Below are 14,430 nucleotides of genomic sequence, written 5' to 3' on the forward strand. Positions count from 1 at the left end.
GGGTTTTGTGTAACCTTGCAGCCTTGAGTTGTCAGGGATTGAGCAAGGTATGCGGTTTATTGTGGTTATGGTTGCACTGATCTTGCTGTCCGCTTGCGAACAGCAGGACACGCCGCCGCTCGATCAACAACTCTACGTCTGGCAACGCCAGTGGACGCCGGCCCATGAGGCGGCGTTGCGCGAGAGCCGAGGTGATTTTTCCACCCTGCGGGTGTTGGCGCTGCAAGCGTTCCCGAACGCCGGATGGAGCCGGGCACGTATTGATCCTGCGTTGCTGAAGAGCGATGGGCGCGCGTTGATCGCGGTGATTCGTCTCGACGGCCAACTCAAGGGGCTGGATCAACAGCAGGTTACGGCGCAGATCCTTCAACTGGTCAATGATTGGCAGGCGTTGGGCCTGACCCTCAGTGGCGTGGAGATCGACCACGATGCCGGGAATGCGCGGCTGCCAGCCTACGCGCAATTTCTCAGTCATCTGCGTTCGGCACTGCCGGCGTCTTTACCCCTGAGCATGACCGCGCTGCCGGCGTGGCTCGACAGTGCACAACTGCCGACATTGCTGGCCTCGGTCGACAGCAGCGTATTGCAAGTGCATGCCGTCAGTGACCCGCGCCGCGGTCTGTTCGACGCTGAGCAGGCGCAGCGTTGGGCCCAAGCCTGGGGCAACGTCTCTGAAAAGCCGTTCTATCTGGCGCTGCCGGCCTATGGGGTGGCGCTGTTGCCGGATGCCGGTGGCGCGCCAGTGGTGGAAAGCGAAGTGCCGCTTGAGCGCGGCGGTCAGCGCCGCGAATTGCTTGCCGATCCCGTGCCATTGAGCCGACTCGCCAAGCAATTGCGTGAGGCCCCACCTGCGCATCTGGCTGGGCTGATCTGGTTTCGCTTGCCGCTGGCCAACGACCGCCGCGCCTGGAGCTTGACCACGCTGCGCGCCGTTGCCCGGGGTGATGCGCTGCACAGCCAACTCAGCTTGAGCCTCAGCGAACAGAATGGCCTTTACGACATCAGCCTCGCCAATGTCGGCAACCTCGACAGCGCCTGGCCCGCCCGCATCACCCTTAAAGCCCGGGACTGCGAAGGCGCCGATGCGCTCGCCGGATACTCGTTGCAACAAAGTCGTGATCTGCTTACCTTCACCCGCTTGCGCGCCGGCCGCTTGCCTGCGGACGGGCAGCGCGCCATCGGTTGGGCGCGTTGCGCAATTATTGATCAAGGAGGTTCGCATGTTGACCCGTAACTGGCCCCGCCATCTGCTCTGCCTGAGCCTCAGCCTGCCGCTGGGTTCGGCGCTGGCCTGCGGCCCGGACTTCCCCATGCGCCTGCTCGACAATCGTGGGCAGACGCTGGCGGAACTGCCTGAAGGCAACTTCAACTTTGAGGTCAGCCGCCTCGGCAAAACCATCGCCGGGCTGAAAAACGTCACCGCCGCCACACACAATCCCAATGATCTGTACGGTGAAGCGAGCGAGCCAAATGAGGCACGCGATAAAGCCGAACAGGCCGGCTTGAGCGCCGAACAGCAAACGCTGGTCAAGCAACTGCGTGGTCTGACCGATGCGCGTCAGGTTGAGGTGCAGGGCGCCAGCCTGCCGGCGGAAGTGCGTTTGTACGTGGCGGGCGCGGTGGCATTTGCCACGGGCGATCATCAACGGGCGGTCGACTATTTTGGCAAGTTGCTGGCGCTGCCGGCCGATCAACGTCCCTTGCGCAGCACGTGGGCCGCGTACTCCTTGGGGCGCACCTGGTTTGCCATGAGCCGCGAGGTGGACGACGCAGATCAGGCGCTTGAGCAATCGCGCCAAGCGTTCCGTCAAACCCGGCAGATGAGCATCGACGGCTTCAGTGACCCGCTGGAACTGGGCGTTGCCAGCCTTGGTGAAGAGGCGCGGGTGTTGCGCACCGCTGGCGATTGGAGTGGCGCCATCGAACTGTACGAAGCGCAAAACCTGCACGGTTCCGCCGTGGGTTACACCTCGCTGAAACAGGTGATGAATGAACTGGCCGAGTTGCCCGAAGCCGAGTTGGCGAAGCTGCTGCAACGCAAAGCGGTGCAACAACTGGTCACGGCGTCGTTGATCAGTCGCGTCGGCTGGTCATTTGATGAGCAACCGCCGAACGAGAAAAAACTCATCAAACTGCTGCAGAACAGCACGCGTGGCAGCCTGGAAAACGCCGACCGGCTGGCGGCGCTGAATTATCAACAGGGTGATTACGCCAGCGCCAAGGCCTTCCTCGAGAACGCGGGCGATGGCGGACTGGCCTGGTGGTTACGGGCAAAACTGGCGGTACGTGATGGCGATAAAAACGCTGCCGCCGCGGCCTACGCCAAAGCGGCGCAGGCCTTTCCGCAGAGCGAAGACTGGGGTTATCGACGCACGCCGGACTGGGCGTATGAAAGTGTGCAGCCCAAATGCCGGGTCGAGGGCGAGAGTGCGATTCTGGCGTTGCAACGGGGCGAATACCTGCAAGCCTTTGTGCAGTTGTATCGCAGCAATGACCTCTATTGGTTTGATGCCGCGACGGTCGCTGAGCGTGTGCTGACGGTCGATGAACTCAAACAGTATGTCGATGACAACGTACCGGCCCCGCCGGCGCTGACCCAGCAGGAACGTGACAACTATGTGCCGCTGCCGGTTGCTGTACGCCTGCGCGATCTGCTCGGTCGACGTTTGCTGCGCGAAGGCCATTACGCGCAGGCGGTCGGGTATTTCGACAGTGCCGATCTGCAGAACAAGGCCCGGCTCTACGGCGAGCAACGAATGAAGGCTGATGCCGCGTGGTGGCCGACCAAGCGCGCCAGTGCGCTGTACAACGCAGCGTGGACGGCCCGCGAGTGGGGCATGGATATCCTCGGTTACGAGATGGCCCCGGACTACGCCACGTTCGGTGGCAACTACAGCCTGGAGACGGCCGAACTTACAGTCGGTCCTCTGGTAAGTGACGCCGAATTGCAACGTCAGAAAGCCAGTGAAGCGCAGCCGGATCAGCGTTATCACTACCGTTTCGTCGCCACCGAACTGGCCCGCAAAGCCGCCGATAATCTGCCGCACACCAGTCAGGCGTTTGCTGCCGTGCTGTGCAACGCCGCCGGTTGGAACAGCAGCCCGGACGATCTGAGCGCGCTGTATCAGCGTTATGTGAAGGAAGGGCCGTACGTGCCGTGGGCTGTGGATTTCGGCAATCAATGTCCATACCCGGACTTCGAGAACGCCGATAAGCGTTACGTTACCCAGGTGACTGATGCCGTGCGCGACACCTTGCGGCCGTACAAGTGGCCGGTGCAGATCGGTGCGATTGTGTTGGGTGTCGGCGCCGCGTTATTGCTGATCACCCGGCGCCAGCGCAAGGTGCGCAAAGGCTAAGCCTGCTGGATAAACGCCAGGCGCACGGCGAAGCCGATCAACAGGCCGCCGAACAGCCACTGCTGCACGCGTTGAGCCGTTGGACTGTGTTGCAGCCAACGGCCCAGTGCGGCGCCGGTCAGGGCGTAGGCGCTGTCGAACAGCAAGCCTGCGCCGACCAGCATCGCGCCGAGCAGGGCGAATTGGCCCAGTACCGGTGCGCCGTCGGCGACGATGAATTGCGGCAACAACACTGAGCAGAACAGCAACGCCTTGGGGTTGAGCAGATTGGTCAGCAGGCCGCGCCGTATCGCTTCACGCCATTGCCCGCGAGTCTCGGCAATGTCGCTGGGATTCAGGTTCGGCACCAGCGTGCTGCGCAGGCATTGAATGCCGATCCACAACAGATACGCCGCCCCGGCCAGCCGTACCACTTCGAACGTCCATGGCGCAGCCTTGAACAGCGCCGCCAGCCCCAACGCCGCCAACGCCACATGACAGCTTCGGGCAATCGCCAGGCCTATCGCGGTGGCCAGTGCCGCGCCACGTCCCTGACGGGCGCCGGTCTGCAGCAACAGGATCATGTCCGGACCGGGCAACAAATAGACCACCGCCAATGCCAGGAAAAACAGCCAGAGACTTGCCACGCTACACCCCTTTGATTGGCGATTCGGTGACGCCAGTCTAGGGCCGAAGTGTGGGGCAGGTGCTTGCGTAGTCAGCTTCAAATGCGCTTGGAATTGGCATAACCTGCTGGCTTTAAGCGACATGACTATCGGAATCTGCCAAACATGAAACTTGACGCCTTTGATCGCAAGATTCTCGCCGCTCTGCAAAGGGACGGACGCCTGAGCAATGTCGAACTGGCGGATGAAATCGGCCTCTCGGCATCGCCGTGCTTGCGTCGGGTGCGGATGCTGGAAGAGGCGGGAGTGATTCGCGGCTATCAGGCCAATCTCGATCGCGATGAGGTGGGGTTGGGGCTGACGGTGTTTGTCGGGGTCAAGGTCGAGCGACACAACGAGGAACAGGCCGAGGCGTTTTACCAGGCGGTCACGGCATTGCCCGAGGTGATTTCGGCGTTTCTGGTGTCAGGCGAGTCGGATTTTCTGCTGCAGGTCGTGGTGCCGGATCTGCGGGCGTATGACCGCTTTCTCACGGGGTGTCTGTTGAAGTTGCCGGGGGTGAGCGACATTCGCAGCAACTTCGCGATTCACACCGTGAAGACGCCGGGGGCGCTGCCGTTGGGGCATCTTGCGCTCTAGACCGAGTGGCTCGTTTGGCGAGCAAACTGTAGGGGTTCAGTTTTTTAAACCACAGATTGCTTAATCGTGCAGTTCTACATGATTGAGGGCCCGCCCCCACAGAGGATTGCATTCCCAGGGTGGGAGCGGGCTTGCTCGCGAAGGCGATGGTCCTGCCAGCGCTTACATCTGCGTCGCCATCCCCTGCACATTCATCGCCGCCTGACGCAGCGCCTCGGACCGGGTCGGGTGTGGGTGGCAGGTCAGGGCAATGTCCTCGGCCGATGCGCTGAACTCCATCGCCACACAAAACTCGCCAATCATTTCACTCACGCTCGGGCCGACCAGATGCACGCCGAGCACTTCATCCGTGCGCTCGTCGGCGAGGACTTTGGCAAAACCGTCGGTCTCGTGATTGATCTTCGCCCGGCTATTGGCGGTGAACGGAAACTTGCCGACCTTGTAGGCGCGGCCTTCAGCCTTGAGCTGTTCTTCGGTCTTGCCGATGCTGGCCAGTTCCGGTTTGGTGTAGATCACGTTAGGGATCAGATCGTAATTGACCTCACCGGCCTTGCCGTGAATCTGCTCGACGCAGGCCATCGCCTCGTCTTCTGCCTTGTGCGCGAGCATCGGGCCTGAGGTCACGTCGCCGATCACCCACACGCCGGGCGCTTCGGTGCGGTGCTGCTTGTTGGCCAGCATGCCGCGCTTGTCGGTGCTCAAACCGACGTTCTCCAGGCCCAGGCCTTGGGTGTAGGGCCGGCGACCAATCGCCACCAGGACGTAATCGGCTTCCAGTAACTCAGCGGTGCCACCGGCCGCTGGCTCGACACTGAGTTGAACACCGTTGGCCGATGAAGTGGCGCTGGTGACTTTGGAACTCAATTTGAACGCGATGCCTTGTTTGCTCAGCGAGCGCTGCAGGGTTTTGCCAGCCTCAGCATCGACACCGGGGCAGATGCGGTCGAGGAATTCGACCACGGTGACTTGGGCGCCGAGACGCCGCCACACCGAACCGAGCTCGAGACCGATCACGCCGGCGCCAATCACCACCAGATGCTTTGGCACTTCGCTCAGGGACAACGCACCGGTGGAATCGAGGATGCGTTTGTTATCGATGTCGACACCTGGCAGGGGAGTGGGCTCGGAGCCGGTAGCGATGATGATGTCCTTGGCGGTCAGCTCGATCGTGCTGCCCTGATCGCCTGTCACCGTGACTTTGCCCGGGCCGTCGATGTGGCCCCAGCCTTTGATCCAGTCGACCTTGTTCTTGCGAAACAGAAACTCGATGCCTTTGGTCAGGCCGGTCACGCTTTCGTCTTTCTGTTTCATCATCTGTGCGAGGTTCAGCGTCGGTTTGACCTCGATCCCGAGATTGGCGAACTCCGCGCCCATCGCCGCGTCGTACAGCTCGGAGGCATGCAGCAAGGCTTTGGATGGCATGCAGCCGACGTTCAGGCAGGTGCCGCCGAGGGTCGCCCGGCCTTCAACGCAGGCAGCCTTGAGGCCCAATTGCCCAGCGCGGATGGCCGCGTTATAACCGCCGGGACCGCCGCCCAGAATCACCACGTCATAGTTGCTCATGCGCTTGCTCCTCATTGATGGATGCGGATGGCTAAAGGTAGTTCTCGAATAAAATTACGGACGTAATATGTGCGTTTCCGGGTATTTCGGTCAAGGCTTCAGGCAAGCGACAGGTTGAGCGTTTTTGAATAAACGTGATTGTGTACGAATATTTCACGCTTTTCGTTATATCGTAACGATATGAAGAGTGAACCAGTGATTTCGGGGTGATATGCAAGTCGATCTGGAGATTGATGGCACGCAAGTGACCGGATTGCCACGCTTTCAGCAGGCGGCCATACAAGGTCGACGATTGCGCAGGGTGGCGATCGGTCTCGGTGCCGTGGCCGGGGTGGGTTGGCTTCTGGCGTTTTTTGTCGCGCTGTTTGCGCCGCAATCGGTGTGGCTGCCGCTGTTGGTGAGTCAAAGCGCGGCGTTGCTGGTGCTGGTTGCCGGGCTGCAATCGGCCTGGTGGGTGACGCAATGGCGCGAGCGGGTGATCAATCCGCTGGCGCCAACGGCGCTTGCTGATGAAGTGCCGCCTGGGCCCAATGGCTGGTACGAACGATTGTTGGATCGCCTGAGTCAGCGCGGTTTGCACCTGCTAGGCCAGATCGGCGCAGCGACTTTGTGGCTGGGCGGCTGGGCGCTCTTGGTGATGCTCAGCATCGAGCAGGTGTGGAACCTCGCACTTGCACCGGCGGCGGTTGGATTGTCTGCCACGGTCGGTGCGGCATTGGCGTTGCTGCTGGCGTTCGGTTTGCTGGTGATGGAGCGGCAACTGGCGCAGGAAAATCCTGCCCAATGGCCTGAAGCAGGATCGCTGGCACAACTGACCCGCGTGGCGATCATCAGTCTGGTACTCGGCGCGCTGTGTTTGTTGTTCGCCAGTGAGCAGGCGGTGTGGCCAATTCGTTTGGCAGTTTTGGTGGGTATCTTGCCGGCAATGGTAGCGATCGAGTTGCTATTGCGCGCCGTATTGTCGGTGTTCAGTCCCCGTCGTGAACAGCTTGAGCCGACACTGCTTGCCCGCAGTTTTGTCGCCGACATGCTGCGCTGGCCGCCACAGCCGTTGCTCGCGTTGCAGCATGAATTGCACAACCGTTTCGGTATCGATCTGCGTCAGATCTGGGCGTTCAGTTACATGCGCCGGGCGTTTTTGCCAGTGTTGGCGTTGGTGGTGGCGGTGGGCTGGTTATTGACCGGCCTCCACGAAATTCCACTGCAAGGCCGGGGCATCTACGAGCGTTTCGGTAAACCGGTGCAGGTCTTCGGCCCCGGTTTGCACGCGGGTTTGCCGTGGCCGTTGGGGCGCGTGTTGAGCGTTGAAAACGGTGTGGTACATGAATTGGCAACCAGTGTCGGTGAGAACCCGGCACCGGCTCAACTCGACCCTGCTGAAGGGCCGGCGCCGATGACGGCCAACCGTTTGTGGGACGCCAGCCATGTCAACGACAAGTCCCAGGTCATTGCCAGCCGCCGTGGCGAGCAGCAGAGCTTTCAGATCGTCAACATGGACGTGCGTTTCATCTATCGCATTGGTCTGAGCGATCAGGCAGCGCTCGCCGCCACCTACAACAGCGCCGATGTGCCGACGTTGATTCGCAGCACCGCCAGCCGGATTCTGGTGCACGACTTCGCCTCGCGAACCCTCGACGGTTTGCTCGGAGAGGACAGGGCAGGGCTGGCCGAAGAGATCGGTCGTGCCGTGCAAGGTGACCTGCAGAAACTCGACAGCGGTGTGGAGATTCTCGCCACGGTGGTCGAGGCCATTCATCCGCCGGCCGGTGCCGCCAATGCCTATCACAGTGTGCAGGCCGCGCAGATCGGTGCGCAGGCGCTGATCTCCCGTGAGCGTGGCGCTGCCGCAGAGGCGAGCAATCAGGCGCAGTTGCAGGCCAGCCTTGCTCGCGACCAGGCCAGCGCCAATGCGCGTGAAATCAACGCGACGGCGCAGGCGGCGGATCTGAAATTCAGCGCTGAGCAAAAAGCCTTTGCCAGTGCTGGCCAGGCCTTTGTGCTGGAGCAATACCTCAGCCAACTGAGCCTTGGGTTGAGCAAAGCCAAACTGCTTATTCTTGACCATCGTCTGGGTGGCAGCAGCAACGCGCCGACCATCGACTTGCGAACGTTCACGCTGCCGGCTGACCCGACGCCCGCGCGCACCACCGCTCAACCAGGAGTTGCCCATTGAGCCAGTCGCACACTCACGATCATCATGACCACAGCGGCCACGATCACGGCCACGGCGGGCATCACCATCACCATGGACATCACCACCACGGTGATCCGGCTGAAGCCGGTCCCTTTCCATGGCGGCGCATGGGTTGGGCGGTGTTGTTGGTCGCGTTCGCCGTTGCGGCTGCGAGCCTGGTGCAAGTTCGCTCCGGTGAAGCCACGGTGATCACGCGCTTCGGAAACCCATCGCGGGTGTTGCTTGATCCAGGATTGAGCTGGCGCTGGCCGGCGCCGTTCGAAGCGGCGATTCCGGTGGATCTGCGCCTTCGTACCACCTCCAGCGGCTTGCAGGATGTCGGTACCCGCGACGGTTTGCGCATCATTGTTCAGGCTTACGTCGCTTGGCAGGTGCAGGGTGATCCGGACAATGTGCAACGCTTCATGCGTGCGGTGCAGAACCAGCCGGACGAAGCCGCCCGGCAGATCCGCACGTTTGTCGGCTCGGCACTCGAGACCACGGCCAGCAGTTTTGATCTGGCGAGCCTGGTGAACACCGACGCGAGTCAGGTACGCATTGCTGATTTTGAAGCGCAATTGCGTCAGCAGATCGATCAGCAATTGCTCGCCACTTACGGTGTGCGCGTGGTGCAGGTGGGCATCGAACGGCTGACGTTGCCGTCGGTGACGCTCACCGCCACCGTTGATCGGATGCGCGCTGAGCGTGAAACCATCGCCACTGAGCGCACGGCCATCGGCAAGCGTGAAGCGGCGCAGATCCGCTCTGCCGCCGAGCGCGATGCCCGGATTGTTCAGGCAGACGCAACGGTGAAAGCGGCGGACATCGAAGCACAATCGCGCGTCGAAGCTGCGCAAATCTACGGCCGCGCCTATGCCGGTTCTCCGCAGCTTTACAACTTGCTGCGTTCACTCGACACCCTCGGCACCATCGTTACGCCAGGCACCAAACTGATCCTGCGCACCGATGCCGCGCCATTCCGCGTGCTCGTCGATGGCCCTCCCAATCTCGACAGTAAATCCGGATCGCAGCCATGAGTGAAGAAGTTCCACGTGGAACACATTCGCTGAACAGCCCATGGATTCAGGCAGGACGTTTGGCCTTTCTTGCCCTGTATGCGGTGACGGTGTTGGCCGCATTGGCTTGGGCATTTTCCAATGTGCGGCAAATCGACCCGCAGAATCGCGCCGTGGTTTTGCATTTTGGCGCGCTGGATCGCGTTCAGAATGCTGGCCTGTTATTGGCGTGGCCGCAGCCGTTCGAGCAGGTGGTTTTGCTACCAGCGGCGGATCGGGTGATCGAGCGTCGAGTGGAGAATCTTCTGCGCTCGGAGGAGGCGCTGAAGGCCGACCGGGTCGCCTCTTTCGCCACGCCTTTGAGCGATGCGCTGGCCGGATCTGGTTATTTATTGACCGGTGATGCGGGCGTGGTGCAGCTGGATGTGCGGGTGTTTTACAAGGTGACCGATCCGTATGACTTCGTGATTCAGGGGGATCATGTGCTGCCGGCGCTGGATCGTCTGGTCACACGCAGTGCCGTGGCGCTAACCGCCGCGCGCGATCTGGACACCATTCTGGTCGCCCGCCCGGAACTGATCGGCGCCGACAGTCAGGCCGCTGAACGCCGTGAACGGTTGCGCGGTGATCTGGTGCAAGGCATCAACAAACGCTTGGCCGAGTTGAAGGCGAGCGGTCAGGGCATCGGGATTGAAGTGGCGCGGGTCGATGTGCAATCGAGTCTGCCAGGCCCAGCGGTCAGTGCCTTCAATGCGGTTTTGACCGCCAGCCAACAAGCCGATAAAGCCGTGGCCAATGCGCGTACAGACGCCGAAAAACTCACCCAAACCGCCAATGAACAAGCCGATCGCACCTTGCAGGTTGCCCATGCCCAGGCCGGCGAACGCTTGGCCAAAGCATCCGCCGACACCGCCACAGTGCTGAGTCTGGCCAAGGCGCAGCAACAAGGCACCGACCCGCAAATGCTCTTGCGGATTTACCGTGAGCGCATGCCGAAGATTCTCGGTCAGGCCGGATCGGTGACCACGGTCGATCCGAAAGACGATTCGCGCCTGATCATTCAGGGAGCCAGTAAATGAGTGCGACCACTGCTGCACCGAGCCTGTTGTCCTCGGCCGAACAACGCCGCGCCGCGAGGCAATTGACCTTGGCGATGCTCGCGCTGGGTTTGCTTGGCTTGGGCCTGATCTGGCGTTGGCAGGTGCCGGAACAAACCGGCGTCAGTCAGTTGCTGCTCGGTTTTGCTTCTGTGTTGGTGGCCGTGCCGGTCATGCGCTCGGCGTGGTACAGCCTGCGTTATCCGAGCCTGCACGGCATTACCGATCAACTGATTGCCCTGGCGATGATGGGGGCCTGGGCGACGGGCGATCTGCTGACGGCGGCGCTGCTGCCGATCATCATGATTTTTGGTCATGTGCTGGAGGAGCGCAGTGTCATCGGTTCGCAGGAAGCAATTCACGCCCTCGGTCAATTGACCCGCAGCCATGCGCGCAAGATTCAGGCTGACGGTTCGATCATTGAAGTGGACAACGGCACGCTCAAATCCGGCGACATGGTTGAGGTGCGGGCCGGTGATCGCATCCCGGCGGACGGCCGGGTGCTTTTCGGTCAAGCCAGCCTGGACACCGCGTCGATTACCGGTGAGTCCGTACCGGTTGAGGCGGGTGTCGGTATGACCGTGTTCGGTGGCGCGATCAATCTCGACGGTTTGCTGCGCGTCGAAGTGACCCGTACGGGCGATGAGTCGACCCTGGGTAAAGTCATCGCACTGATGCAAAACGCCGAGCGCTCGAAGCCGCCGATCACCCGGTTGCTCGAACGTTATGCCGGCAGCTACATGGTGCTGGTGTTGCTGCTGGCGGCGGTGACCTGGTTTATCACCCACGATGCGCAGGCGATGCTCGCGGTGCTGGTGGCGGCGTGTCCGTGCGCCTTGGTGTTGTCGGCACCGGCCACGGCGATTGCCGGTGTTGCGGTGGCGGCGCGCCACGGGATACTGATCCGCAGTTCGGCGTTCCTCGAAGAGCTGGCCGACCTCACATCCCTGGTGGTCGACAAGACCGGGACCCTGACTTACGGCACTTTACGCTTGCAGTCGATCGACAGTGCTCGCGCGGATTCATCCTCTGTCATGGCGCTGGCTGCCAGTCTTGGCGCGGCGAGCAGTCACCCGGTCAGTCGTGCGCTTGCCGGGCTGGTTACCCAGGAAGAATACTTGTCGCTTAGCGATATTCACGAGCGGCAGGGGCTTGGTGTTGTCGCCACGACCAGGCAGGGCGAGGCGGCACTCGGGCGGCCGGAGTTGTTCGCGCAATTGGCTATCGCCACAACGCCGGTTCCTGAACATGACGGGCCGATTGCCGGCCTGGCGCTGAACGGTGAGTTTCTCGCGTGGTTGTTGTTGGCCGACACGGTTAAACCGGAAGCGCGTCTTGCACTTGGCGAATTACGAGAGCTGGGCCTGGGCCGGCAGTTGTTGCTGACCGGTGATCGGCAAAGCGTCGCCCAGACCTTGGCCAGGGATGTCGGCCTGCAGGAGGTTCAAGCCCAAGCCTTGCCCGAGGACAAGCTCAATCGCGTGCTCAAGGAAATCGACAACGGCTTCCGGCCCATGGTGGTGGGTGACGGCATCAACGACTCGCTCGCGCTCAAGGCTGGCGTGGTTGGCGTCGCGATGGGGGCGGGTGGTGCGGATATCGCGTTGGCCTCGGCGGACATCGTGCTGATCGGCAGTGATCTGCGTCGGCTCGGCACCTGCGTGCGACTAAGCCGTCAGTGCCGCAGGACATTGCAGGTCAACGTGATCATCGGTCTGGGCTGGACGCTGGCCATCGTCGTGTTTGCCGCATTCGGCTGGCTGGGTGCCGCCGGGGCGATGATTGCCGCGTTGCTGCATAACCTCAGTACGCTATTGGTGCTGGGCAACGCCGGGCGTTTGCTGCGTTTTCAGGAACCGTTGCTCAAGCTCAGAGAAGATATTTAAGTTTTTTTTAGGCCTCTGTAACGCCGTCGGGGTAGCGCTCTCTAGTGCTATGTCGGGACTGAACAAACCGTCCAGCCGACATCCCTGACGATTACCGAGGATAAGAAAAATGACTATCAAGACCGCTGCTGCTGGTGCCGCTCTCGCTTTGGCCGCTGCCACTCTGTTTGCCGGTGTCGCCACCAATGCGATGGCCGCTGATGCCAACGTTCACTGCTACGGCGTGACTGCCTGCAAAGGCCAGAACGACTGCAAAACCAAAGACCATGCTTGCAAAAGCCAAGGCTCCTGCAAAGGCCAGGGTTTCAAAGCCATGACTCAAGCGGCTTGCGAAGAAGCAGGTGGCAAGGTCGGCGAATAACTGACCGGCAAGTGCCGCCGCAGTGGCTCACGCCACTGCGGCCACTTTTTAACAGGAGTCTGCACATGTCCGCCTCTGACCCCTTCCTCGGCTATGGCCTGGGATTGCGTAGCGCTTACTACCAGCAGATCCTCGAACAGTCGCCGAACGTGGACTGGTTTGAAGTGGTCTCCGAAAATTTCATGGTGCAAGGCGGTAAAGCCCTGTATTACCTGGACGCCATTGCCGAGCGTTATCCGCTGGTGATGCATGGCGTTTCACTCTCCATCGGCGGGCCACATGCCCTCGATGTGGACTATCTGAAACAACTCAAGCAACTGGCCGAACGGGTCAACCCCGCGTGGATCTCCGATCACTTGTGCTGGAGTCGCGGCAACGCTCATCAGTTGCACGATTTGCTGCCTCTGCCTTACACCGAAGAAAGTCTTGAATACATTGCCGAACGCGTGCGCCACGTTCAGGACGTTTTGCAGCGGCCATTGGTGCTGGAGAACGTCTCCAGTTATGTCCGAGCTGCCTCAGATGATTTCACGGAATGGGAATTTCTTGCTGCCCTGAGTCGGCAGAGCGGTTGTGAGTTACTGCTGGACGTCAACAATGTCTACGTCAGTTCTCGCAATCATGGATTTGATCCGTGGACGTTCATTCACAGCCTGCCGACCGACAAGGTGCGTCAACTGCATCTGGCGGGACACAGTGACTACGGCGATTACGTCATCGATACCCATGACCAACCGGTGAGCGACCCCGTCTGGGCGTTGTATCAACGTACGTTGGAGCACTTCGGTCCGGTGGCTACTTTGCTGGAACGTGACGATCACTTTCCGCCTTTTGAAGAGTTGCTCGATGAACTGCAAAAGGCGCGGGCGCTGGGTGAAAGGGTTCTGGCCGGGAGACAGCAATGCGCCTGAAAGAATGGCAATTGGCATTCGAGTCGTATTTGCTGGATGAGGCGGCCACAGCCCAACCGCTGCTGGGCGCCAGTCTGATCGGCGGGCCTACGCTGGATGTCGGCACCGGTCTGGCGATCTATCACAACGCTTATCAGGCCCGTCTACTGGAAGTGTTGCGCAACGATTTTCCGGTGATCTGGTACTGGATGGGCGACGAGGCGTTCGACTCGCTCGCCACCGCGTACCTGCGTCAATACCCGTCGGCGCATTACAGCCTGCGTTGGTTGGGTAAAGGTTTCGAGGGGTTTATTCGCGAGCATCTGGTGCCTGAACACAGTGCGCCTTTGGCTGAAATGGCGAGGCTCGAGTGGGCATTCACTTTGGCTTTCGATGCGCCAGCGGGTGAGCCGTTAAATCTGGAAACCATGACGACGCTGTCCGCGCAAGAATGGCCAACGCTGCGGGTCAAACTCGCGCCGTGCGTTCAGTGGCTGGAATGCCGGTTCAACAGCGTCGCCCTGTGGCGTTCCGTTAAGGAACAAACCGATTTCCCGCCCAGCCAGCCACTCCAAACCCCTCAGATCTACCTGATCTGGCGTAACGATCTGATCTGTCATTACCGCAGTCTGGAATCTGCCGAGGCCAAGGCTCTGAATGGTTTGGTAAACGAAGGCTGGAGTTTCGCCGAACTGTGCGCCGAGTTAGCAGTCATCTATGAAGAGGGCGCTCCACTTCAGGCCGTGACCTGGTTGAAACAGTGGGTGCAGGAAGGCCTGTTAGAGCGTCTGCCACAATAGATAAGGCTAATTAAATCGATAGCCTGCTATTTTTCAAGGAT

12 protein-coding genes are annotated in these 14,430 nt (G+C 60.8%); 10 read left to right on the forward strand and 2 right to left on the reverse strand.

Annotated features, from left to right (window positions below; genetic code table 11):
* The first annotated feature begins 49 nt into the window (after positions 1-49).
* Together AACY18_RS13370 and AACY18_RS13375 are read left to right on the forward strand one after the other, a co-directional pair.
* Positions 50-1,234: a DUF3142 domain-containing protein gene (locus AACY18_RS13370; protein ID WP_339465129.1), complete on the forward strand. Its 1,185-nt coding sequence runs from the start codon at positions 50-52 to the stop codon at positions 1,232-1,234.
* Entirely contained in the window at positions 1,221-3,359 is a 2,139-nt protein-coding gene (locus tag AACY18_RS13375; RefSeq protein WP_339465131.1) for a hypothetical protein, read from the forward strand. Before AACY18_RS13370 ends, AACY18_RS13375 begins: the two co-directional genes overlap by 14 nt.
* On the opposite strand, the gene AACY18_RS13380 is transcribed toward AACY18_RS13375, so the two are convergent.
* Positions 3,356-3,985 carry a LysE family translocator gene (locus AACY18_RS13380; RefSeq protein WP_339465133.1) on the reverse strand — a complete coding sequence of 210 codons (630 nt, stop codon included), beginning with the start codon at positions 3,983-3,985 and terminating at the stop codon, positions 3,356-3,358. The genes AACY18_RS13375 and AACY18_RS13380 overlap by 4 nt on opposite strands.
* Positions 3,986-4,129: 144 nt before the next feature.
* Here AACY18_RS13380 and AACY18_RS13385 point away from each other — a divergent pair, with 144 nt between their 5' ends.
* Positions 4,130-4,603 (forward strand): Lrp/AsnC family transcriptional regulator, encoded by a 474-nt coding sequence (locus AACY18_RS13385; RefSeq protein WP_221731842.1) that lies wholly within the window; start codon positions 4,130-4,132, stop codon positions 4,601-4,603.
* A gap of 162 nt (positions 4,604-4,765) precedes the next feature.
* Here the strand turns inward: AACY18_RS13385 and lpdA are convergent, their stop codons facing one another.
* Complete coding sequence (gene lpdA, locus AACY18_RS13390; protein ID WP_339465135.1) at positions 4,766-6,166, reverse strand: dihydrolipoyl dehydrogenase; 1,401 nt, start codon at positions 6,164-6,166, stop codon at positions 4,766-4,768.
* Positions 6,167-6,377: 211 nt separating this feature from the next.
* Between lpdA and hflK (AACY18_RS13395) the strand changes: the two genes are divergently transcribed.
* The 7 genes from hflK (AACY18_RS13395) to AACY18_RS13425 all read left to right on the forward strand — a co-directional run bounded on the left by hflK (AACY18_RS13395) (position 6,378) and on the right by AACY18_RS13425 (position 14,389).
* Entirely contained in the window at positions 6,378-8,339 is a 1,962-nt protein-coding gene (gene hflK, locus AACY18_RS13395) for a protease modulator HflK (RefSeq protein WP_339465137.1), read from the forward strand.
* Entirely contained in the window at positions 8,336-9,376 is a 1,041-nt protein-coding gene (gene hflC, locus AACY18_RS13400) for a protease modulator HflC (protein ID WP_339465138.1), read from the forward strand. The genes hflK (AACY18_RS13395) and hflC overlap by 4 nt, the downstream gene beginning before the upstream one ends.
* Positions 9,373-10,434: a protease modulator HflK gene (gene hflK, locus AACY18_RS13405; protein WP_339465139.1), complete on the forward strand. Its 1,062-nt coding sequence runs from the start codon at positions 9,373-9,375 to the stop codon at positions 10,432-10,434. The genes hflC and hflK (AACY18_RS13405) overlap by 4 nt, the downstream gene beginning before the upstream one ends.
* On the forward strand, positions 10,431-12,338 hold the full coding sequence (locus AACY18_RS13410) for a heavy metal translocating P-type ATPase (RefSeq protein WP_339465140.1): 1,908 nt from the start codon (positions 10,431-10,433) through the stop codon (positions 12,336-12,338). Before hflK (AACY18_RS13405) ends, AACY18_RS13410 begins: the two co-directional genes overlap by 4 nt.
* A 109-nt stretch (positions 12,339-12,447) precedes the next feature.
* The gene (gene bufA2 / locus AACY18_RS13415; protein ID WP_339431461.1) at positions 12,448-12,699 is read left to right on the forward strand and encodes a BufA2 family periplasmic bufferin-type metallophore; all 252 of its coding nucleotides are present in this window, start codon (positions 12,448-12,450) and stop codon (positions 12,697-12,699) included.
* A 65-nt stretch (positions 12,700-12,764) separates the two neighbouring features.
* Positions 12,765-13,610 carry an MNIO family bufferin maturase gene (bufB, locus tag AACY18_RS13420; protein WP_339431462.1) on the forward strand — a complete coding sequence of 282 codons (846 nt, stop codon included), beginning with the start codon at positions 12,765-12,767 and terminating at the stop codon, positions 13,608-13,610.
* Positions 13,601-14,389 carry a DNA-binding domain-containing protein gene (locus tag AACY18_RS13425; protein ID WP_339431463.1) on the forward strand — a complete coding sequence of 263 codons (789 nt, stop codon included), beginning with the start codon at positions 13,601-13,603 and terminating at the stop codon, positions 14,387-14,389. The genes bufB and AACY18_RS13425 overlap by 10 nt, the downstream gene beginning before the upstream one ends.
* The last annotated feature ends 41 nt before the right edge of the window (positions 14,390-14,430 follow it).

The organism is Pseudomonas sp. EA_65y_Pfl2_P74 (assembly GCF_963970575.1).
Classification (GTDB): Bacteria; Pseudomonadota; Gammaproteobacteria; order Pseudomonadales; family Pseudomonadaceae; genus Aquipseudomonas; species Aquipseudomonas baetica_A.

What these genes read in the sequence shown, in the direction of transcription:
- AACY18_RS13370 (WP_339465129.1), top strand. Translation starts at nt 50, where the DNA reads ATGCGGTTTATTGTGGTTATGGTTGCACTGATCTTGCTGTCCGCTTGC.
- AACY18_RS13375 (WP_339465131.1), top strand. Translation starts at nt 1,221, where the DNA reads ATGTTGACCCGTAACTGGCCCCGCCATCTGCTCTGCCTGAGCCTCAGC.
- AACY18_RS13385 (WP_221731842.1), top strand. Translation starts at nt 4,130, where the DNA reads ATGAAACTTGACGCCTTTGATCGCAAGATTCTCGCCGCTCTGCAAAGG.
- lpdA (WP_339465135.1), bottom strand. Translation starts at nt 6,166, where the DNA reads ATGAGCAACTATGACGTGGTGATTCTGGGCGGCGGTCCCGGCGGTTAT.
- hflK (WP_339465137.1), top strand. Translation starts at nt 6,378, where the DNA reads ATGCAAGTCGATCTGGAGATTGATGGCACGCAAGTGACCGGATTGCCA.
- hflK (WP_339465139.1), top strand. Translation starts at nt 9,373, where the DNA reads ATGAGTGAAGAAGTTCCACGTGGAACACATTCGCTGAACAGCCCATGG.
- AACY18_RS13410 (WP_339465140.1), top strand. Translation starts at nt 10,431, where the DNA reads ATGAGTGCGACCACTGCTGCACCGAGCCTGTTGTCCTCGGCCGAACAA.
- bufA2 (WP_339431461.1), top strand. Translation starts at nt 12,448, where the DNA reads ATGACTATCAAGACCGCTGCTGCTGGTGCCGCTCTCGCTTTGGCCGCT.
- bufB (WP_339431462.1), top strand. Translation starts at nt 12,765, where the DNA reads ATGTCCGCCTCTGACCCCTTCCTCGGCTATGGCCTGGGATTGCGTAGC.
- AACY18_RS13425 (WP_339431463.1), top strand. Translation starts at nt 13,601, where the DNA reads ATGCGCCTGAAAGAATGGCAATTGGCATTCGAGTCGTATTTGCTGGAT.